Below are 19006 nucleotides of genomic sequence, written 5' to 3'. Positions count from 1 at the left end.
CTACTTATGGAAGAGATGGAACTGCGCTCCCTCCTGGCTGATGCCGGCCTCCTTCTCCTTGAGGTAGATGATCGCAGTGAGCCGAGGATCCCTCCTTTTCTGGCGACATTTGCGAACAGTTGCTCGGATGAGGATGGGGCTTTTGGTGACGCGATCCCTATGAGCGGTGCAAATTTTCTGAAAGATGCAAATTCAGCATGGTATCGACTTGGGGTTTCCGGAGCAGTGTTCGTCGAAAATGACCCTGTCTTCATGGTGGCAGTCAAGTTTGTTTCCAACGAAATTCTACGGTGGCGATGGGTGCGGGTTCGCCTGGGGCGTGAATGGGATATCATTGGAAGAGGGGCGGCGTCTCTCGTGCTCGGTAACGGCCCATGCCGACCTGCGTTTGTCATGACTTCTTTGGATGGGCAGGCAATTCTTAGATGTGACGTAGGGCAGGGTTTTATTGAATTTAGTGTAGTGCCGAAAGCGTGCGGCGCCAAAACTCTTCTGTGGCACGGAGAGCGGATGCTTCGTTCGTCGAGTTTGGATGAGGAAACTCGAATGGAGGTGGAGCGCTGGCTGAAGGAGTGCCGTCGACGTCGCATTTGACAAGAAAAGCGTAAGTTCCTTCGCTCGGACTGCGCGTATGAGATTGCCGGTTTGGGACTGTCAGCTGACTCGTTTTATGCAGAGATGGACAGAGTATTTCCATAACTGATCTTCAATTTGTGCGGCGTGGGCGAGGACTTCTTCTGGGGGGCTGCGGAGGTCGGCTGCGAGCAGGCGGGCGAGCCTGAGCTTGGCTGACCCGTAGACCGTGAACGCCAAACACTCGCCGTCTTCGGCTCTCGCAGCATTGACCAGGATCCCGTTGCCCTCATGGAAGCGTAGTGTGAAGACCGGATCGAGATCCATCAGGAGGCCGAAGACCTCGCGGTGATCATCTGACAGTCGCTCGGGGTCAAGCACCACGTCACAGGCCCAGTTGCCGTTGGCAATACGGACCGACACCCACCCGTCCAACTTGCCCGGGCACGTCGCCCCATTGCTTGCCACTCCAACGTCGTTGGTCCCTGACAGCTGCCCATCCCCCAAGTATCTCGGTCGGCCAAGTGCGCGAAAGCGGGGGCGGTGCAGAAAAGCTGCAAGATCGTGTTACGAACTCACAGGTGTGGCAAAGGAACCGCTGCGGCGAGGTGTATGCATCCGGCCGCTGCCAGCACGTGATGTCCGTCGCTAGAACTGGCTGACCCATCGGCGGGCTACTGAACTTGAATGCGTGAAGTCGGTCAGCCGTCCCGGATGGGGCCGGTGCCGGTGAGGCAGCCGTCGACCAGGTCCGGGCGGTACTGGATCTGCTTGAGTCGGTGTTTCAGGGCCCGGGTGATCTGGCTGAGGTCGGCGGCGGCGAGGTTGCCGATGTCGCGCTTGACCAGCGACCAGATGCCCTCCTGCGGGTTCAGGTCCGGCGCGTAGGTGGGCAGCTGGAACACGGTGAGCCATGAGGAGTTCGCCTCGATGAACTCCCGCAGCGGCTTGGTCAGGTGGAGGCGGACGTTGTCCCACACGAGGACGATCGGGCCGCCGAGCTGGGTGCGGGCGCGGACGATCAGGTCGCGGAAGTCGCGCCGGCCGAAGCCCTTCGGCTCGTCCTTGCGGCCCCGGTACTCGCGGATCGCGTAGATCAGCCGGGACCGCTCGCCCGGCTTGTAGCAGGTCATGCCGGCCATCGACACCCGGCCCGAGCCCCGGCCTCGCACCCGCACCACGGGCGTCTGCCCGATCCGGCCCCAGGTCCTGGCACGCGGCGGCGTCATCGACTGCCCGGCTTCGTCCTCGAAGACCAGCCAGGCTCCGAGCTCCGCTGCGATGCTCTTACCTGCGGCCAGGTCTCTTTCTTCCAGACCTCGACCGCCGCGTCGTCGCGCTCGATCGCCCGGCGGGCAGGCTGCTGCCAGGACCAGCCGTGCCGCTTGAGTAGCTGCCAGGTGCCCTCGACGGTGTACGAGACGTGGAACAGCCGGCCGATCAGCGTCTTGATCCGCGCGAGTGTCCACCGCTGGTCCGCCCAGCCGTGGGCGAGCGGTCCACGCTCCAACTCCCTTTCCAGCCTGGCGATCTGGGCCGGACCGAGCCTCGGGCGGCCCGGTGATCCCTTCGACTGGACACCGGCCTCTCCGCGCTCGCGCCAGGCCCGGCGCCACCGCTCCACCGACCGCTCGCTCACCCGCAGCGCGGCAGCGATCTCCCGGTTCTTCTCCCCGCCCTCGAAGCGTTCCACGGCCTGCAGTCGGATCCGCTCCCGCGCGGCCCTCTCGGCGTCGGTCAACCCGCCGCCCTGCGCGTACCTCACAAAGGCAGGACTACCGGAGCCCGCCCACCGATGTCAGGCAAACGGCTCCGACATCACCCAATCAAGTTCAGTAGGAGTCGTCTTCAAAGGTCAGATCCAGAGCAGGATTGAGGCGATGGCGGCGGTGGCTTGGTAGGACTGGCGGGTCTTGTCGTAGCGGGTGGCCAGGCCGTGCCACTGCTTTCGACGATGTTGCGCAGGCGGTAGATTGCCCGGTCGAACACGGGCGGGCGTCCGCCGCGCCGGCCCCGGTTCAACCGGCCCAGGACCTGGTCAGCGCGTTCGGGGATGGTGTGGCGGATGCCGCGTCTGCGCAGGTAAGCGCGGATCTTGCAGGAACTGTAGCCCTTGTCGGCGATCACGTGGTCGGGCCGGGTACGTGGACGCCCGGGCCCGATTCGCGGGACGCGGATCGACTCCAGGACCTGTTCGAAGCAGGTGCAGTCACTGAGCCTCTTCAGCGGTGAAACTCAAGGGTGAGGACTGCCTTGGCTGCTGACGTCAGCCAGTTTGGGCTGCAGCGGGCATGTCGGGAGATCCGCCAGCGCTTGACGGTGGCGACGCCGCGTTCGACGGGGCGACGCAGCCGGGCGTGGGCCCGGTTCAGCGACCGCTGTCCGATGGTCAACTCCTTGTGGGCAGGGCGTCTGGTCAGCACGGCGAAGGTGCCGCCCGCGCCGGTGTAGGCCATGTCGGCCAGGGCCGGGATGCGTAGCCGAATACAGGTCTTGACGATTCGGTGGGTGCGGGCGGCGGTCACGTCGTGGGCGCGGCCCGGCAGGGCGCGGGAGATTCACACGGGCTTGCCTGTCGGACCGGTGATGACCTGGTGGTTGACGCCGTGGCGGCGGTGCTTGCCCGAGTAGTCGGCGCGGCCGTCGCCGACGCGGTCGCGCTCGGCGTGGGTTCCGTCGATCAGGACGTATTCCGCATCGGCGTCGCGCAGGGCCCGGGTCAGGCCGGGTGCCTTGCGGGCGAGTAGGGCGGTGACCTGGTGGACGTAGGCGTGGGCGGTGCCGACGCTGATCTGGAAGCCGGCGGCGATCTGGGCGGGGGTATCGTGCTTGCGCGGGTACACCAGCGCGACCAGCGCTCGCTGGGACGGCCGGAGCTTGCACCCTCGGTCACCCTCGCGGGTGACGATGAGCATGGTGACCCACTCGACGAGCGCGTGTGGCAGGTCCAGTGCGGCAGGATAGGTGACCAACGAGGCTTTCTGGCTGGTTGTTTGAGACGTGAGACATCTCGCTCAACCGCCCGGGAGCCTCGTTCGTTCTGCTCTCATCCCGAGCATCCGGCCGTCACCCGATCGGTGGCCGCCTTGAAAAGGCTCACTGCTTACCTCTGGTCAGCACGAATCCCAGCGGGCGGCCCCGTCCGTCGCAGGCCAGATGGATCCTGGTGCTCAGTCCTCCGCGGGATCGGCCGAGGGCGTGATCCGCAGTTTCGTCCCCGCCCCGGTCCCCCTTTTTCCGCCGCCAGCGGCGTGCTGGTGAGCCCGGACGATCGTGGAGTCGACCGACACCGGCCAATCGATCTCCCCGGCCGCATCCTTCTCCGCCTGGACCTGCCGAAGCATGCAGGTGAACGTCCCATCCAAGGCCCACCTGCGGAAACGGGTGTACAGGGTTTGCCAGGAACCGTAGCGCTCGGGCACGTCACGCCAGGCCGAGCCGGTCCGCAGCTTCCACGCGATCCCGTTCAGCACCACTCGGTCGTCACTGCGCGGTCGACCTGCGGTCCCCGAACTCGGCAGGAACCGTGAGAGCACAGTCCATTCCGCATCGGACAACTCATGATGACGTATCACACCCGAGATGATCTGATCACTTGATCACCTTTGAAGACGAATCCTAGTGCTGCAACGGCCCTTGCCGACCCGTCCGGACGGACGCCCTCGTATGGCAGGCTCATTCTTACGGCCTTCGGTCTGGCCTTGATTTTTCCTTGGTCGGAGCACAGGGTCAGGTGGAGGTTGATTTTCTGTACGGCGGTTATCAATGCGGGCAAAAGGGCTCAGCGGCCAGTTCGAGCCTGCTGCTCAGGGATCAAGTTGGTGCAGTCCGGAGTGATTGAGATTTCGAGTCTACCGGGAAGGTCTCGCCAGCAGTATCCCGTCATTTCTATTGCGGCGATAAAGGAGATCCTAGTGATTGCTAGCGAAATATCGATCCCATGCTCGGCTGGGTAAAAAATGTTCATTACCCTCAAGGTTTGGGGTGGCCTTGATCTAGCGGGTTTTCGGATGCCCGGTTCAACTCCAATTGGAATTTTTGCGGAGTAGCTTCCTTGGCTTTCGGTGGGCATCGGGGTCATTTTGAAACGCCATTTTTAAGGTTTCGCTTTTCTGGTCGATATATCTGACCGGATGTCTCGGGTGATTTTTCTGGAAATATTTTGCGGTGAAATTCAGGGAAGCTCCGCGGCCGCCGCGAAGTCCTGCTTGAGGGCGTCCAGCAGGGCCTGGGCGCGGAGGCGGGCGGCCGGGAGGTCGGCGGGGGTGGGGACCGGGAGGACGGCTTCCAGGTAGCACTTGAGCTTGGGCTCGGTGCCGGAGGGGCGGACGACGACCCGGGCGGAGGTGACGGACGGGCCGGTGAGGAGGTAGCGCAGGCCGTCGGTCGGGGGGAGGTCGGGGGTGCCGGTGGTGAGGTCGTCGGCGCGGGTGACGTTGAGGCCGGCCAGTTCGACCGGGGGCTTGTCGCGGAGGGTGGCCATCGCGTCCGAGATGACGGAGAGGTCGTCGACCCGGACGGAGAGCTGGTCGGTGGCGTGCAGGCCGTGCGCGAGGGCGAGTTCGTCGAGGAGGTCGGTGAGGGTGCGGCTGTCGCGCTTCAGCCCGGCGGCGAGTTCGGCGATCTGGAGGGCGGCGGTGATGCCGTCCTTGTCGCGCACGCCGTCGGGGTCGACGCAGTAGCCGAGCGCCTCCTCGTAGCCGTAGCGGATGCCCTCGGCGCGGGCGATCCACTTGAAGCCGGTGAGGGTCTCGGTGTAGCCGAGCCCGGCGGCGGCAGCGATCTTGCCGAGCAGGGTGGAGGAGACGATGGTGGTGGCGAACGTGCCGGTGGCGCCCTTGGCGGCGACGGCCGCGCCGAGCAGCGCGCCGACCTCGTCGCCGCGCAGCATCCGCCAGTCGCCGTCCGGGGTGGGAACGGCGACGGCGCAGCGGTCGGCGTCCGGGTCGTTGGCGATCACCAGGTCGGGGCGGGCCGCGCGGGCGGTGGCGAAGGCGAGGTCCATCGCGCCGGGTTCCTCCGGGTTGGGGAACGCGACGGTGGGGAAGTCAGGGTCCGGCTCGGCCTGTTCGGCGACCACGGTGGGCGCGGGGAACCCGGCGGCGGCGAACGCGGCCAGCAGCACGTCGCGGCCCACGCCGTGCAACGGGGTGTAGACGGTGGTGAGTTCGCGCGGGCCGGTGGGGTCGAGGACGGAGGCGGCGCGGGCGAGGTAGGCGTCGAGCACGTCCTCGCCGAGCACCTCCCAGCCGCCCTCCGCGCGCGGGACGTCGGCGAGCGCGCCCAGCGCGTCGATCTCGGCGGCGATGTCCGCGTCCGCGGGCGGGACGATCTGCGAACCGTCGCCCAGGTACACCTTGTAGCCGTTGTCCTGCGGCGGGTTGTGGCTGGCGGTGACCACCACGCCGGCCGCCGCGCCCAGGTGCCGGATCGCGAACGCCAGGACGGGCGTCGGCAGCGCGCGGGGCAGCAGCGCGGCGCGCAGCCCGGCGCCCACCACCACGGCGGCGGTGTCCAGCGCGAAGTCGTACGACTTGTGGCGGGCGTCGTAGCCGATCACCACCAGGTCGCCCAGCTCGGGGTGCTTGCGGACGTACCCGGCCAGGCCGGCGGCTGCCCGGATCACCACGGCCCGGTTCATCCGCATCGGCCCGGCGCCCAGCTCGCCGCGCAGCCCGGCGGTGCCGAACTGCAGCCGCCCGGCGAAGCGTTCGGCCAGCCGGGACCAGGCGATCCGCTCCTCGGCCTCGGCCTCCGGCCCCTCGGCGGCGGCCAGCAGCGCGGTCAGCTCGGCGCGGGTCTCCGGGTCGGGGTCCTCGGCCAGCCAGGCGCGGGCCCGGTCGAGGAGGTCGTTGGTGGGTGCCTGCGACATGTGGCCCGCTCCCTGGGGTGTGAGGACGAGGGGTGAGAGAGGTGTGAGGACGAGACGTGCGGGGTGCGGCCGGGCGGTGCGGGCCGGGTGGCGGACCCGGAGCGGACGGGCGGCGGGAGCCGGACGGAACCCGGGGCGGACCGGGGCCGCGAGCGGGGGCGCGGAACCGCCCACCTGCAGCTCCCGGCGGACGGCCCGGACACCGTCCGGTGGGCCCGGTCTCCCGAGCCCGCGCCCGGTGGCCCCGCGCCCCGTGGCTCCGCTCGCCGGACTCCCGGTCCGGGCCCGCGGCGCCGCCCCCGGCGGACGCCGCGCACCCGCTCGGCACTCCGGCCCCGGAGCGACCCGGCGGTCCCGGCGGCCCGGTGGCCCGGTGGCCCGGTCCCGCCGGTCCGGCCCTGGCCTTGTCCGGCCCTGGCCTTGTCCGGCCCTGGCCCTGGCCCGTCCTGCCCGTCCGGCTGGCCCTGGCCCGTCCGGCTCCCGGCCGCTCCGCGCTCGTCCTCGTCACGGCTCCCGATTCTCCGTCAGCCGGGCGCCGGGGCGGGGGAGTCCGGCCCCCGCCGGGGTGTCAGATCCGCTCCAGGACCTTCGCCAGCAGGGCGCCCATCCGCTCGGCGGACGCCTTGCCGGCCTCCAGCACCTCGGCGTGGTTGAGCGGTTCGCCGGTGATGCCCGCGGCCAGGTTGGTGACCAGCGAGATGCCGAGCACCTCGGCGCCGGCCTCGCGGGCGGCGATGGCCTCCAGCGTGGTGGACATGCCGACCAGCTCGCCGCCGATCACCCGGGCCATGTTGACCTCGGCCGGGGTCTCGTAGTGCGGGCCGCGGAACTGCACGTACACGGCCTCGTCGAGGGACGGGTCGATCTCGCGGCACAGGGCGCGCAGGCGCTTGGAGTACAGGTCGGTGAGGTCGACGAAGTTGGCGCCGACGATCGGGGAGTCCGCGGTCAGGTTGATGTGGTCGCTGATCAGCACCGGCTGCCCGGGGACCCAGCCGTCGCGCAGGCCGCCGCAGCCGTTGGTGAGCACGACCGTGCGGCAGCCGGCCGCGGCGGCGGTGCGCACGCCGTGCACCACGGTGGCCACGCCGTGGCCCTCGTAGTAGTGGTTGCGGCCGAGGAAGACCAGGGCCCGGCGCTCGCCGCCGGGGATCCGCACCGAGCGGATGGTGCCGGCGTGGCCGGCCACCGAGGGGGCGGGGAACCCGGGCAGGGCGGTGACCGGGAACTCCGCGAGTGTCTCGCCCAGGGCGTCGGCGGCCGGCACCCAGCCGGAGCCCATCACCAGGGCGACGTCGTGGCGCTCGGCGCCGGTGAGTTCGCGCAGCCGGTCGGCGGCGGCCCGGGCAGCGGCGTAGGGGTCGGCGGGGGCGACCGTCTGAGGAGATGCGTTCACACGGTCGAGGATAGGTCAAATCTGCCTACGCGCGTAGACATCATGGCCGGGCCATGCCGGATCGTTACCCGGATTGCGTGGAAGAACGGCATTCGTCCCCGCGGGGGCAAGGGTTCCCGGCGGAACCCACCACCGCTCCCGGCGGGAGCCGCGGGCCGTCGGCGAGGGGCGGCGAGCGACGGCGAGGGGCGGCGGGGTTCCCAGGGGGCGGGGGCGGGACCGCCCCGGCGGTCAGCAGGGCCGGCGGCGTAGGTCCAGCACGTAGTCGTCGGGGGCGCCGGCGCTCTCCGCCGCGTCCGCGATCAGGCCCAGGTAGCGGGCCGCGGGCAGCCCGCCCTCGTAGTCGTTCAGCACGTACGTCCAGACCGCGACCTCGCCGTCCAGGGTCTGCGCGCGCAGCTTCACCTTGCGGTAGATGCCGAGCTGCACGCCCTCCCAGCGGTCGAGGCCCTCCTCGTCCATCGGGGCCACGTCGTACAGCGAGACGAAGACCTCCTCCTTCTCGTCCTCCACCACGGTGGCCAGCGAGCCCTCCCAGCCGAGCTGCTCACCGCCGAAGGTCAGCCGCCAGCCGGGCAGCCAGCCGGTGCCGCGCAGCGGGGAGTGCGGGGCGCGCCGGGACATCTGCCGGGCGTCGAGGTTGGTGGCGTAGGCGGCGTAGAGCGACATGGCGCCAGCCTACGGGAGCGGAACGGTCCACCGGGCTGCGCGTCCGGGGCGGGCCTACCGTGGAGAGAGGTCTCACCCCGCGGGCGGACCCGCCCGGGCCGGGGGCGGGGTGCGCGCCGGACGGGAGCGTCCTGATGCGACAACTACCGGTGGTGGCGGGAGCCTCGGCGGTGGCGGCGGTGCTGCTGGCGACCGCGGTCGGCTGCGGTTCGGGCGGCGGCGGCCAGGCGGGGGCCAGCCCGCCGGGCGCGGTGACCGTCACCGCGACGCCCACCCCGACGCCGACCGTCACCGTCACGCCGACGCCGACCCCGACGGTCACCGTCACCCCGCAGACCGTCACCGCCACGCCGAACCCGACCGTCACGGTCACCACCGCGAAGGGCGGCAACCCGACGCTCACCAACGCCACCGCCGTGGTCACCCAGTACTACGAGGACATCACCAACCACGACTACGCGGCGGCCTGGGCGCTGGGCGGAAAGAACATCGGCGGCAGCGACTACGACGGCTGGGTGAAGGGCTACGCCACCACGGCGAAGATCTACCTGGGCACCAGCAGCGAGTTCGGCTCCGGCCAGGTCCGCGCGGTGATCTACGCGGTGCAGACCGACGGCAGCACGAAGACCTACGAGGGCACCTACACGGTGTCCGGCGGGTTGCTGGTGAGCGCCTCGATCCGGCAGACCGGGTAGCGGGGAGGGGAACAACAACGGCCCCGGCGTGGAATCGGTTCCGGCATGCGGGACAATGGGGCACGTGACTCGGATCGTGATCATCGGTGGCGGACCAGGCGGATACGAGGCGGCCCTCGTGGCCGCCCAGCTCGGCGCGGAGGTGACCGTCGTCGACCGCGACGGTCTGGGCGGATCGGCGGTGCTGACGGACTGCGTGCCGTCCAAGACGCTGATCGCCACCGCCGAGGTGATGACCAGCTTCGACAGCTCCTACGAGGAACTCGGCATCCTGGTCGCGGACGGCACGCCGGACGCGGCCGACCCGGCCCGGGTGGTCGGCGTCGACCTCGGCAAGGTCAACCGGCGCGTGAAGCGGCTGGCGATCGCCCAGTCGCACGACATCACCCAGGCCGTCACCCGCGCCGGGGTGACCGTGCTGCGCGGCCGCGGCCGGCTCGGCACCGGCGGCCAGGCGATCGACGGCTCCCGCGAGGTGCTGGTCGAACTCGCCGACGGCGCCGTCGAGTCGGTGCGCGCCGACGCGGTGCTGATCGCCACCGGCGTCCGCCCGCGCGAGCTGCCCGACGCCCAGCCGGACGGCGAGCGGATCCTCGCCTGGACGCAGGTGTACGACCTGGAGGAGCTGCCGCGCGAGCTGATCGTGGTCGGCTCCGGCGTCACCGGCGCCGAGTTCGCCGGCGCCTACCAGGCGCTCGGCTCTAACGTCACGCTGGTCTCCTCGCGCGACCGGGTGCTCCCCGGCGAGGACCCGGACGCCGCCGAGGTGCTGGAGGACGTGTTCCGCCGCCGCGGCATGAACGTGATGAGCCGCTCCCGGGCCGAGAGCGCCAAGCGCGTCGGCGACCGGGTCGAGGTGGCCCTGGCCGACGGCAAGGTGATCACCGGCACGCACTGCCTGATGGCGGTCGGCTCCATCCCCAACACCGCGGACCTGGGCCTGGAGGAGGCCGGGGTCGCGGTCAACGACTGGGGCCAGATCAAGGTCGACCGGGTCTCCCGCACCTCCGCCCCCGGCGTGTACGCGGCCGGCGACTGCACCGGCGTCTTCATGCTGGCCTCGGTGGCCGCCATGCAGGGCCGGATCGCGATGTACCACGCGCTCGGCGACGCGGTGCAGCCGCTGAACCTGAAGACCGTGGCGTCCAACGTGTTCACCGACCCGGAGATCGCCACCGTCGGCTACACCCACGCCGACGTCTCCTGCGGGAAGATGGACGCCGTCGAGGTCAAGCTCCCGCTGCGCGGCAACCCGCGGGCCAAGATGCAGGGCATCCGGGACGGCTTCGTGAAGCTGTTCGCCCGCCCCGGCACCGGCATCGTGGTCGGCGGCGTGGTGGTCGCCCCGCGCGCCTCCGAACTGATCCACTCCATCTCGCTGGCGGTGGACAACAACCTGACGGTGGAGCAGGTCGCGAGCGCCTTCACGGTCTACCCCTCGCTGTCCGGCTCGACCGCCGAGGCGGCCCGCCAGCTGCACATCCGCAAGCGCGAGGGCGCGGGCTCCTAGGGGAGCGCGGGAGCACGGGAACGAGCCGGGCGCGCGCCGCCCGGCTCACCCGGGCGGCGGAGCGCGCATTGTACGGTCGTGCGCCGTCCCGAGGTGAGCAAATCCCGTTACCAGGTGCAAACGCCTGAAAGCAGACGGTCACTCGGGTTACCGTCGGTCCTGTGTTTGCAGCAGAACGTCGCCAGTTGATCCTTGAGATGGTGCGCGCCAACGGAGCCGTGTCGCTCCGTGAGCTGGCCCGCGTCGTCCAGACCTCCGAAGTCACCGTCCGCCGGGACGTCCGGGCGCTGGAGTCCGAAGGGCTGCTCGACCGCCGCCACGGCGGCGCGGTGCTGCCCGGCGGGTTCAGCCGTGACCCCGGCTATCCGCAGAAGACCCACCTCGCCACCGCCGAGAAGAGCGCCATCGCCGACCTCGCCGCGGACATGGTCGAGGAGGGCGACGCCATCGTGGTCGGCGCCGGCACCACCACCCAGGAGTTGGCCCGCCGGCTCGCCCGGGTGCCGGGGCTGACGGTGGTCACCAACTCGCTGCTGGTCGCCCAGGCGCTGGCGCACGCCAACCGGGTGGAGGTGGTGATGACCGGCGGCACCCTGCGCGGCTCCAACTACGCCCTGGTGGGCAGCGGCGCCGAGCAGTCGCTGGCCGGGCTGCGGGTCACCAAGGCGTTCATCTCCGGCAGCGGCCTGACCGCCGACCGCGGCCTGTCCACCGCCAACATGCTCTCCGCCTCGGTCGACCGGGCGCTGGTGCAGGCCGCCAACGAGGTGATCGTGCTGGCCGACCACACCAAGCTCGGCACCGACAGCATGTTCCAGACCGTCGCCACCGAGGCGATCACCCGGCTGGTCACCGACGAGCGCACCCTGCTGGACGACCTCACCTCCCGCGAGCAGCACGCGCTCGCCGACTGCGGGGTGCAGGTCTCGGTGGCCTCGCTCGGCCTGGCCACCGAGTCCGGGGCGCACCAGCAGGCCGCCCGGCGGGCCGCCGGGCCGTCCGGTCCGGCCCCGGGCAGCCCGCTGCCCGGCCAGCGCCGTCCGGCCGCCCCGCACGGGGTGCTGCCGCCCGCCGCCCGGCTGGCCGAGCGGATCCGCTGACGGGGCGCCCCCGGGGCGCCCCGCTGACCGGTTCCGGCCCGCCCGCCGCCGACCCCTGGCCGCCCCGGCCGGGCCGCTTGTAGCGTCTGCGCCCATGGACGCAGCGAGCGAATCACTCGACCGCACGACAGAACTGACGGTCCGTCGGGCCCGTGGCGGCCGCGGCCCCGCGACCTGGGGGCAGCGCGCCATCCACTCCGCCCTGGTCCGGCTCGGCGCCGACGCGCCCCGCTACAACCTGCGGCTGGCCGCCCCCGTCGACCCCGGCATGGCGCCGGACGCGGTGCTCCGCGCCTACGCCGAACTGTTCGACCTGCACGACGCGTTGCGCACCCGGCTGGTCGAGGAGGACGGCGACCTGGTCCAGGTGGTGGACGCCGACGGCACCCTCCCGGTGGCGCTGCTGCACCGGGAGACGGCCGGGGAAGCCGCCGGGGCGGCCGCCGAACTGCTCGACGAGTACGCCCGGCGGCCCTTCGCCCCGGCCCGCGAGTGGCCGGTGCGGCTCGGCCTGGTGCTGGTCGACGGCCTGGTCCGGCAGGCCGTCGTGGTGCTCTCGCACACCGCCGCGGACGGCTGGGGGATGCGCCGGATGGTCCGCGACCTGATGCTGCTGGCCGCCGGGCGCACCGCCCACGGGCTGCGCGCCGAACGGGAGTTCGCCCAGCCGCTGGAGGAGGCCGCCGAGCAGCGCTCGCCGCGCGGCCGCCGCCGGGACGCCGCCGCCCGCCGGCACTGGCGGGAGAAGCTGGCGGCCGGACCGCGGACCCTGCTGCCCCGCCCGGACGGCGAACCGGACCCGGGCCGGACCTTCCCGTACGCGGTGCTGCGCTCCCCGGCGCTGGCCGCCGCCCTCCCGGTGGCCGCGGCCCGGCTGCGCACCGGTGACGCCACGGTGCTGCTGGCCGCCGCCGCCACCGAACTGGCCCGGCTGGGCGGGCAGCGCGCCTTCCTGTGCCAGGTGGTGGTCGGCAACCGGTTCACCGAGCAGGCCGCCGACGCCGTCACCACGCTCGCCCAGGAGGGCCTGTTCCACCTCCCGGAGCTGGCCGACGACTTCGCCGGGACGGTCCGCCGCGCGCACGGCCCGGCGCTCACCGCGTACCGGCACTCCGGCTACGACAAGCCGAAGCTGGACGCCGAGCTGGACGAACTGCGGGCCGCCGGCGTCGAGTTGGCCGACCACTCGGTGTTCTGGAACGACACCCGGGACCCGCTGGCCGCGCTGATGGCCGACGCGCCCGCCCAGGGGGCCGCCGGGGAGCGGGAGTTGAGCTTCCCGGGCGAGTTCCCGGCCCGTCCCGGGGTGTCCGTCGCGGTGGACGTGGTGGTGGTGCCGGGCGCGGTCGAGCTGCGGATGGTGGTGGACGGCGCGCTGCTCGACCGCGAACGGATGGCGCAGTTCCTGTGCGGGGTCGAGGCGTTGGTGCTCGGCGCGGCCGCATAGCCGGAAGGGCGGCGGGAGTCCGTGGACTCCCGCCGCCCTTCACGGGGTCGACGGCGCTCAGACGTCCTTGATCTCGCAGAGCGCGGCGCCGCTGGAGACGGAGGCACCGATCTCGGCGGTCAGGCCGACGATGGTGCCGGCCTTGTGGGCGTTGAGCGGCTGCTCCATCTTCATCGCCTCCAGGACCACGATCAGCTCGCCCTCGGCGACGACCTGGCCCTCCTCGACGGCGACCTTGACGATGGTGCCCTGCATCGGCGAGGCGAGGGTGTCGCCGGAGACCGCGGAGGCGGCCTTCTTGCCGCCGGCCCGGCGCTTGGCCTTCGCGGCGGGCCCACCGGCGGCGGGGGCGGCGGAGACGCCGAGCGAGGAGGGCAGCGAGACCTCGATCCGCTTGCCGCCGACCTCGACCACCACGGTCTCCCGGCCCTCGGGCTCCTCGCCGTCGGCGCCGGCGCCCGCGAACGGCGGGATGGTGTTGTCGAACTCGGTCTCGATCCACCGGGTGAAGACGGTGAACGGGTCGGCGGAGCCGGTGAGTTCGGGGGCGAAGGCCGGGTCGGTGACGACCGCCTGGTGGAACGGGATGGCGGTGGCCATGCCCTCGACCTTGAACTCCTCCAGGGCGCGCTTGGCCCGCTGCAGGGCCTGCTTGCGGTCGGCGCCGGAGACGATCAGCTTGGCCAGCAGGGAGTCCCAGGCCGGGCCGATCACCGAGCCGGACTCGACGCCCGCGTCCAGCCGGACGCCCGGGCCGGACGGCGGGGCGAACAGCGTGACGGTGCCGGGCGCGGGCAGGAAGCCGCGGCCCGGGTCCTCGCCGTTGATCCGGAACTCGAAGGAGTGGCCGCGGACCTCCGGGTCGTCGTAGCCCAGCTCCTCGCCGTCGGCGATCCGGAACATCTCGCGGACCAGGTCGAGGCCGGTGACCTCCTCGGAGACCGGGTGCTCGACCTGCAGGCGGGTGTTGACCTCCAGGAAGGAGATCAGACCGTCCTGGGAGACCAGGAACTCGCAGGTGCCGGCGCCGACGTAGCCCGCCTCGCGCAGGATCGCCTTGGACGCCCGGTACAGCTCGGCGTTCTGCTCGGCGGTGAGGAACGGCGCGGGCGCCTCCTCGACCAGCTTCTGGTGCCGGCGCTGCAGCGAGCAGTCGCGGGTGGAGACGACCACCACGTTGCCGTGCTGGTCGGCCAGGCACTGGGTCTCGACGTGCCGGGGCTTGTCGAGGTACTGCTCGACGAAGCACTCGCCGCGGCCGAACGCGGCGACCGCCTCGCGGACCGCCGACTCGTACAGCTCGGGGATCTCCTCCAGCGTGCGGGCGACCTTCAGGCCGCGGCCGCCGCCGCCGAACGCCGCCTTGATGGCGACCGGCAGGCCGTGCTCGGCGGCGAAGGCCACCACCTCGTCGGCACCGGACACCGGCTCGGCGGTGCCGGCCACCAGCGGGGCGCCGGCGCGCTGGGCGACGTGCCGGGCGGTGACCTTGTCGCCGAGGTCGCGGATGGCCTGCGGCGGCGGGCCGATCCAGGTCAGGTCCGCGTCGATGACGGCCTGGGCGAAGTCGGCGTTCTCGGAGAGGAAGCCGTAACCGGGGTGGACGGCGTCCGCGCCGGAGTCGGCGGCCGCCTTGAGGACCTTGGCGATGTCCAGGTAGCTGGTCGCGGGGGTGTCGCCGCCCAGCGCGTACGCCTCGTCGGCCGCCCGCACGTGCAGCGCGTCCCGGTCAGGCTCCGCGTACACGGCGACGCTGGCGATTCCCGCATCCCGGCAGGCCCGGGCGACGCGGACGGCGATTTCTCCGCGATTGGCGATGAGCACCTTGCGCACTGTGGCTCCCTTCTCGAACCTCGTCGAGTCTATGGATTGGAGGGCGCTACCGGCGAGTAGTCCCTGGTGGTGAGCGTGCTCACACGCTCGGTTGCCGGACTCCCGTACGAGCGGCGGCCGTTGGCCGCACCCCGGGTGACGGGCGGCGGGAGCGGGCGCGGCGGGTGGCCGGGGCGTCCGCGGGGGAGGAGGGTGGCCTTCGCCACACCGGGTCGGATCAGGCCGCCGCCGGCTGGGGACGGGTGGTCGCCGCGGCCGTCACGTCGGCCTCGAACTCGACCACGTCCGGCCCGTAGGCCCGGGCGTTCACCACCCGCAGCACCACCGCGAACGCGCCGTCCCGGCCGTGCGCGCGGGCCAGCGCCCGGTGGTGGGCGGCCAGGTAGCGGGCCCCCGCGTGGTTGGACACCGCGGTCTGCCCGGCTATCACGAACACCGGCCGGCCGCCCTCGCGCAGGTGCACCCGGGCCAGCAGCACGTGCGCCCGCTGGCCGGGCTCCTCCCGGGAGGTCAGGAACCGGAACTCGCGCGGGCCGACCACCAGGGTGTGCACCGGGTGCCCGGCCTCGGCGGGCGGGCTGACGAACGCCACCCCGGGCAGCCAGGACTCCAGGTGGGCCGCCGTCCGCTTGTTGCCGACCGGGCCGCCCACGCAGAACTCCGTCTTGTCGCCCAGCCCCTGCCGGACCTCGTCGTGCCCGGTCAGCGTCGCCCGCGCGCCGCACTCGCGCACCAGCGCGGCCAGCTCCATCAACGCGTACACGTCGTCGCGGGCCACGCTCTTCACGTCCGGCGCGGACGGCTGGCGGTTGACCACCAGCAGGGCCTCGCCCGCCGCGGGCAGGCCGAAGAAGGCCCGCTCCCGCCCCAGCCGGCGCCGGCGGCGCACGGTCTGGGCCAGCCAGCCCAGCCCGGCGCTGATCGCCGAAGCGACCAGTCCCAGAACGACGTTGAGCACTCCATCGGTCATCTTCCGCTCCTCGTCGCTCCTCTCCGTTCCGGCTGCGTCAGCCTAACGGCGGCCAGGTCCGGGGGGAGTGGAACTCTGCAACAGATGTGCGGGCCGGGTTCTGTCCGATTCCGCACCCGGAAAAGGGAGTCGTCCGTTCCGTTTTCGCCGCGCGGACCCCCGGCGGCCACCGCGGTAACGGAACGGTCCAGACCATTGACCCGGCTCGGGCCGCTCCCTAGCGTCACAGCCACCACCGCACCATTCGTACGATTCACGGGGGAAACGTGAAACGTTCCACGCTGCCCGTCGCGCTGGCCGCGACCGCGCTGCTGCTCACCGCCTGCTCCGGCGGCTCCGGATCCGGGGCCGGGAAGGCCGCGCCGAGTCCGAGCGCCGACACCTACGGCTGCGTCACCGCGGAGCAGGCCGCCAAGGGCTCCTTCAGCCTCGACGGCGGCACCGCCGCCGGGAACTACCTGGACGCCTTCTACCGGGACTCCGACGCCGGGCACGCCAAGGTCGGGGTGGTGTTCTCGCACCAGGCCGACGGCTCGCTGTGCGAATGGGCGCCCGTCTTCGACGCGTTCACCGGGGCCGGCTACGCGGTGCTCGCCTTCACCTGTTCGGGCGACGTCACCGAGGGCATCGAGGCCGCCGAACGCTACTACCAGGGCAAGGGCGTCGGCGCGGTCGCGCTGGTCGGCGCCTCCAAGGGCGCGGCCGCCTCGCTGGTCGCCGCCAAGCTCGACAACCCGCTGCCGGTCAAGGCCGTGGTCTCGCTCAGCTCGCCCAGCTCGTACCCGCTGTTCAATGCCGCGCTGGCGGTCACCACGGTGCGGACGCCCACGTACTTCGCCGCCGAGCAGACCGACAGCCCGTTCAACGACAACGCCAAGGCCCTCTACGACGCCTCGGTCGCCGAGGACAAGCAGCTCAAGATCTACCCCGGCGGCAACCACGGCGCTCCGCTGCTCCAGGACGGCGCGCTGCCCGACGTGCTCGGCTACCTGGCGAAGCACGCCCCCGCGACGGGCTGAGCGGGGATCAGGCCCACAGGTCGGTGATGCGCACGTCCAGCTCGGCGAGCAGGCGGCGCAGCAGCGGCAGCGACAGGCCGATCACGTTGCCGGGGTCGCCGTCGATCCCCTCCACGAACGGTGCCGAACGGCCGTCCAGGGTGAACGCCCCGGCCACGTGCAGCGGTTCGCCGGAGGCGACGTACGCGGCGACCTCGGCGTCGTCCGGGGTGCCGAACCGGACGGTGGTCGAGGCGGTCGCGGCCGCCCGCCGCCCGGTCGCGGTGTCGATCACGCAGTGGCCGGTGCGCAGCACGCCCTCGCGGCCGCGCATCGAGCGCCAGCGCTCCAGCGCCTCCGCCGGGTCGGCCGGCTTGCCCAGCGCGACGCCGTCCAGCTCCAGCACCGAGTCGCAGCCGACCACCAGCGGCGGCTCGCCCGGCTCGCCGGCCAGGTCGCCCGCGACCTTCTCGGCCTTCGCCACCGCCAGCACCAGCGCCAGCTCGCCCGGCGTCGCGGCGCTCAGCGCGTCCTCGTCCACCCCGCTCACCCGCACCAGCGGATCCAGGCCCGCCTGCTTCAGCAGGCCCAGCCGGGCGGGGGAGGCGGACGCGAGAACCAGCGGGCGGCGAGCGGTCATGCGGGAAAGCCTAGCGGCCTACACGAGCACCAGGGCCGCCCCCAGCAGCGCCAGCAGTGCGATCAGCACCCCCGTCCGGCGCAGCCTGCGCTGCACCTCACGGGCCTCTTGCGACGGTTCGTCGCGGGGGTCTGACCAGAGCACCGCACCAGCCTGCAACGGGACGGGCCGGGCGCGCCTGAGTATCCGTACTCAGTCCGGCGCACCGGAACGGTTCGGGTGCCCCTTGACGCGGGGGCCCGCGTTCCCTGCAATAGAGCAATTGGATTGTCGGGTCCATGATCGGCGGCGTGCGGCCGCCGACCTGCTCCCGTGCCCGACGCCATGTCACCCCACATGGTCAGGGCACGAGCACAGCTCCAGAACCACCCCACTGGTTTCGGCTGAGGAGACAAACCATGTCCCAGTTCATCACCACGGCGAGAACCACCACTGCCGCGGTCCGCCCCCACCTCGTCGCGCTGCACCGCGTCGTGGTCGGCCTGCTCTTCGCCTGCCACGGCGCCGCCTCGCTGTTCGGCGTCCTCGGCGGCGCGTACGGCGGCGGCAGCATCAAGGCGGGCACCTGGCCCGGCTGGTACGCCGCGGTCATCCAGCTGGTCTGCGGCTCCCTGGTCGTGCTCGGACTCGGCACCCGGATCGCCGCGTTCATCGCCTCCGGCTCGATGGCCTACGCCTACTTCACCGTCCACCAGGAGAACGCGCTCTTCCCCATCCAGAACGGCGGCGAGTCCTCGGTGCTCTTCTGCTGGGCCTTCCTGCTGATCGTCGTCCTCGGCCCGGGCAGCTTCGCGCTCACCGGCGCCGAGAAGTCCTAGGCGGACAGCCCCCGCCGGGCGGCTCGGGCAAGAACGGCGGAACGCGCATTCAGGGCTCGGGGAACTGTCGGCAGACGGGCCTGCACCACCAGGGGCCCGGGGAACGGCGGGTCGATGCTGCTGACGGCCGGAGCCCATCGGAGGTCCGTGCTGCTGCGTGCAGTAACCGAACCGGAAGCCGATGCGCGCAACGGCAGTGAACCTCTCGCAGCCACGGCCTCGCCGTTCCCCGAGCCCCTGGCGGGGCTCTCGCCGTTCCCCGAGCCCCTGGTGGCGCTCTCTCACCTGGGCCAGAGGCTGGTGCGCCAGGCGTGCGGGCCCGGGGCGGGGAGGGGGCGCGGGGTGCGGGCGGTCCAGGCGGAGGCCGGGCCGCGGGCGGGGCCGGTGGCGGCCCGGCCCGCGGCCCGGGACTGGACCACCGCCAGGACGGTGGCCAGCTCCTCGGGGGTCGGCTGCCCGTGCAGCACCTGAATGGGGGTCATGGC

General features: G+C 71.9%; 17 protein-coding genes and 3 pseudogenes. 7 read left to right on the top strand and 13 right to left on the bottom strand.

Annotation, left to right across the window (positions count from 1 at the left end; all coding sequences use genetic code 11):
• Positions 1 to 6 precede the first annotated feature (6 nt).
• Positions 7 to 594, top strand: a complete 588-nt coding sequence (locus tag ACWEO5_RS06465; RefSeq protein ID WP_452160698.1) for a hypothetical protein — start codon at positions 7 to 9, stop codon at positions 592 to 594.
• Positions 595 to 654: 60 nt separating this feature from the next.
• Here ACWEO5_RS06465 and ACWEO5_RS06460 read toward each other — a convergent pair whose 3' ends face one another.
• The 8 genes and pseudogenes from ACWEO5_RS06460 to ACWEO5_RS06425 form a co-directional block, all read right to left on the bottom strand.
• A complete protein-coding gene (locus tag ACWEO5_RS06460) occupies positions 655 to 996 on the bottom strand; it encodes a hypothetical protein (protein WP_452160696.1) in 342 nt (113 codons plus the stop codon).
• Positions 997 to 1274: 278 nt separating this feature from the next.
• A protein-coding gene (locus ACWEO5_RS06455; protein WP_452160694.1) for an IS630 family transposase occupies positions 1275 to 2338 on the bottom strand; the annotation gives its coding sequence in 2 pieces (ribosomal slippage) (positions 1275 to 1891 and positions 1891 to 2338; 1065 coding nt in all).
• 182 nt (positions 2339 to 2520) lie between these two features.
• Positions 2521 to 2799 (bottom strand): annotated as a pseudogene (locus tag ACWEO5_RS06450) (transposase); the annotation flags it as partial.
• Positions 2796 to 3545: pseudogene (locus ACWEO5_RS06445) on the bottom strand (transposase family protein). The pseudogenes ACWEO5_RS06445 and ACWEO5_RS06450, both read right to left, overlap by 4 nt.
• Positions 3546 to 3678: 133 nt before the next feature.
• Positions 3679 to 4160, bottom strand: a pseudogene (locus tag ACWEO5_RS06440) (IS5 family transposase); the annotation flags it as partial.
• 587 nt (positions 4161 to 4747) lie between these two features.
• Positions 4748 to 6445 (bottom strand): phospho-sugar mutase, encoded by a 1698-nt coding sequence (locus ACWEO5_RS06435; RefSeq protein WP_452160692.1) that lies wholly within the window; start codon positions 6443 to 6445, stop codon positions 4748 to 4750.
• Between the two features lie 568 nt (positions 6446 to 7013).
• Positions 7014 to 7841 (bottom strand): purine-nucleoside phosphorylase, encoded by an 828-nt coding sequence (locus tag ACWEO5_RS06430; protein ID WP_344553155.1) that lies wholly within the window; start codon positions 7839 to 7841, stop codon positions 7014 to 7016.
• A gap of 231 nt (positions 7842 to 8072) precedes the next feature.
• A complete protein-coding gene (locus ACWEO5_RS06425) occupies positions 8073 to 8510 on the bottom strand; it encodes a gamma-glutamylcyclotransferase (protein ID WP_344553156.1) in 438 nt (145 codons plus the stop codon).
• Positions 8511 to 8644: 134 nt separating this feature from the next.
• Between ACWEO5_RS06425 and ACWEO5_RS06420 the strand changes: the two genes are divergently transcribed.
• The 4 genes from ACWEO5_RS06420 (at position 8645) to ACWEO5_RS06405 (ending at position 13262) form a co-directional block, all read left to right on the top strand.
• Positions 8645 to 9205 carry a hypothetical protein gene (locus ACWEO5_RS06420; RefSeq protein WP_452160690.1) on the top strand — a complete coding sequence of 187 codons (561 nt, stop codon included), beginning with the start codon at positions 8645 to 8647 and terminating at the stop codon, positions 9203 to 9205.
• Between the two features lie 55 nt (positions 9206 to 9260).
• Positions 9261 to 10715, top strand: a complete 1455-nt coding sequence (locus ACWEO5_RS06415) for an NAD(P)H-quinone dehydrogenase (RefSeq protein WP_452160688.1) — start codon at positions 9261 to 9263, stop codon at positions 10713 to 10715.
• A gap of 197 nt (positions 10716 to 10912) precedes the next feature.
• Positions 10913 to 11815 carry a DeoR/GlpR family DNA-binding transcription regulator gene (locus tag ACWEO5_RS06410; RefSeq protein WP_452160737.1) on the top strand — a complete coding sequence of 301 codons (903 nt, stop codon included), beginning with the start codon at positions 10913 to 10915 and terminating at the stop codon, positions 11813 to 11815.
• 94 nt (positions 11816 to 11909) lie between these two features.
• Complete coding sequence (locus ACWEO5_RS06405) at positions 11910 to 13262, top strand: condensation domain-containing protein (protein WP_452160686.1); 1353 nt, start codon at positions 11910 to 11912, stop codon at positions 13260 to 13262.
• 57 nt (positions 13263 to 13319) lie between these two features.
• Here the strand turns inward: ACWEO5_RS06405 and ACWEO5_RS06400 are convergent, their stop codons facing one another.
• Together ACWEO5_RS06400 and ACWEO5_RS06395 are read right to left on the bottom strand one after the other, a co-directional pair.
• Positions 13320 to 15095: an acetyl/propionyl/methylcrotonyl-CoA carboxylase subunit alpha gene (locus ACWEO5_RS06400; RefSeq protein ID WP_452160684.1), complete on the bottom strand. Its 1776-nt coding sequence runs from the start codon at positions 15093 to 15095 to the stop codon at positions 13320 to 13322.
• A 217-nt stretch (positions 15096 to 15312) separates the two neighbouring features.
• Positions 15313 to 16065, bottom strand: coding sequence for a hypothetical protein (locus ACWEO5_RS06395; protein WP_452160682.1), 753 nt, complete (start codon positions 16063 to 16065; stop codon positions 15313 to 15315).
• 266 nt (positions 16066 to 16331) lie between these two features.
• Between ACWEO5_RS06395 and ACWEO5_RS06390 the strand changes: the two genes are divergently transcribed.
• Complete coding sequence (locus tag ACWEO5_RS06390; RefSeq protein ID WP_452160680.1) at positions 16332 to 17084, top strand: hypothetical protein; 753 nt, start codon at positions 16332 to 16334, stop codon at positions 17082 to 17084.
• A 7-nt stretch (positions 17085 to 17091) separates the two neighbouring features.
• On the opposite strand, the gene ACWEO5_RS06385 is transcribed toward ACWEO5_RS06390, so the two are convergent.
• Both ACWEO5_RS06385 and mmpB read right to left on the bottom strand, forming a co-directional pair.
• Entirely contained in the window at positions 17092 to 17703 is a 612-nt protein-coding gene (locus tag ACWEO5_RS06385; protein ID WP_452160678.1) for a Maf family protein, read from the bottom strand.
• Positions 17704 to 17721: 18 nt separating this feature from the next.
• Positions 17722 to 17847 carry a morphogenic membrane protein MmpB gene (gene mmpB, locus ACWEO5_RS06380; protein WP_344553169.1) on the bottom strand — a complete coding sequence of 42 codons (126 nt, stop codon included), beginning with the start codon at positions 17845 to 17847 and terminating at the stop codon, positions 17722 to 17724.
• Between the two features lie 254 nt (positions 17848 to 18101).
• Here mmpB and ACWEO5_RS06375 point away from each other — a divergent pair, with 254 nt between their 5' ends.
• Positions 18102 to 18521, top strand: coding sequence for a DoxX family protein (locus tag ACWEO5_RS06375; RefSeq protein ID WP_344553171.1), 420 nt, complete (start codon positions 18102 to 18104; stop codon positions 18519 to 18521).
• Positions 18522 to 18802: 281 nt separating this feature from the next.
• Here the strand turns inward: ACWEO5_RS06375 and ACWEO5_RS06370 are convergent, their stop codons facing one another.
• Positions 18803 to 19003 (bottom strand): acyl-CoA carboxylase subunit epsilon, encoded by a 201-nt coding sequence (locus ACWEO5_RS06370; protein ID WP_452160676.1) that lies wholly within the window; start codon positions 19001 to 19003, stop codon positions 18803 to 18805.
• Positions 19004 to 19006: the final 3 nt, after the last annotated feature.

It is taken from the genome of Kitasatospora sp. NPDC004272, from assembly GCF_053603035.1.
Note: the sequence above shows the minus strand (reverse complement) of the source record. Positions and strands in the feature narration are given on the sequence as shown.

Coding starts and splice junctions, on each gene's coding strand:
- ACWEO5_RS06410 (WP_452160737.1), top strand. CDS start 10,913: ATGGTGCGCGCCAACGGAGCCGTGTCGCTCCGTGAGCTGGCCCGCGTC.
- ACWEO5_RS06385 (WP_452160678.1), bottom strand. CDS start 17,703: ATGACCGCTCGCCGCCCGCTGGTTCTCGCGTCCGCCTCCCCCGCCCGG.
- ACWEO5_RS06435 (WP_452160692.1), bottom strand. CDS start 6,445: ATGTCGCAGGCACCCACCAACGACCTCCTCGACCGGGCCCGCGCCTGG.
- ACWEO5_RS06425 (WP_344553156.1), bottom strand. CDS start 8,510: ATGTCGCTCTACGCCGCCTACGCCACCAACCTCGACGCCCGGCAGATG.
- ACWEO5_RS06465 (WP_452160698.1), top strand. CDS start 7: ATGGAAGAGATGGAACTGCGCTCCCTCCTGGCTGATGCCGGCCTCCTT.
- ACWEO5_RS06370 (WP_452160676.1), bottom strand. CDS start 19,003: ATGACCCCCATTCAGGTGCTGCACGGGCAGCCGACCCCCGAGGAGCTG.
- ACWEO5_RS06395 (WP_452160682.1), bottom strand. CDS start 16,065: ATGACCGATGGAGTGCTCAACGTCGTTCTGGGACTGGTCGCTTCGGCG.
- ACWEO5_RS06375 (WP_344553171.1), top strand. CDS start 18,102: ATGTCCCAGTTCATCACCACGGCGAGAACCACCACTGCCGCGGTCCGC.
- ACWEO5_RS06420 (WP_452160690.1), top strand. CDS start 8,645: ATGCGACAACTACCGGTGGTGGCGGGAGCCTCGGCGGTGGCGGCGGTG.
- ACWEO5_RS06405 (WP_452160686.1), top strand. CDS start 11,910: ATGGACGCAGCGAGCGAATCACTCGACCGCACGACAGAACTGACGGTC.
- ACWEO5_RS06415 (WP_452160688.1), top strand. CDS start 9,261: ATGGGGCACGTGACTCGGATCGTGATCATCGGTGGCGGACCAGGCGGA.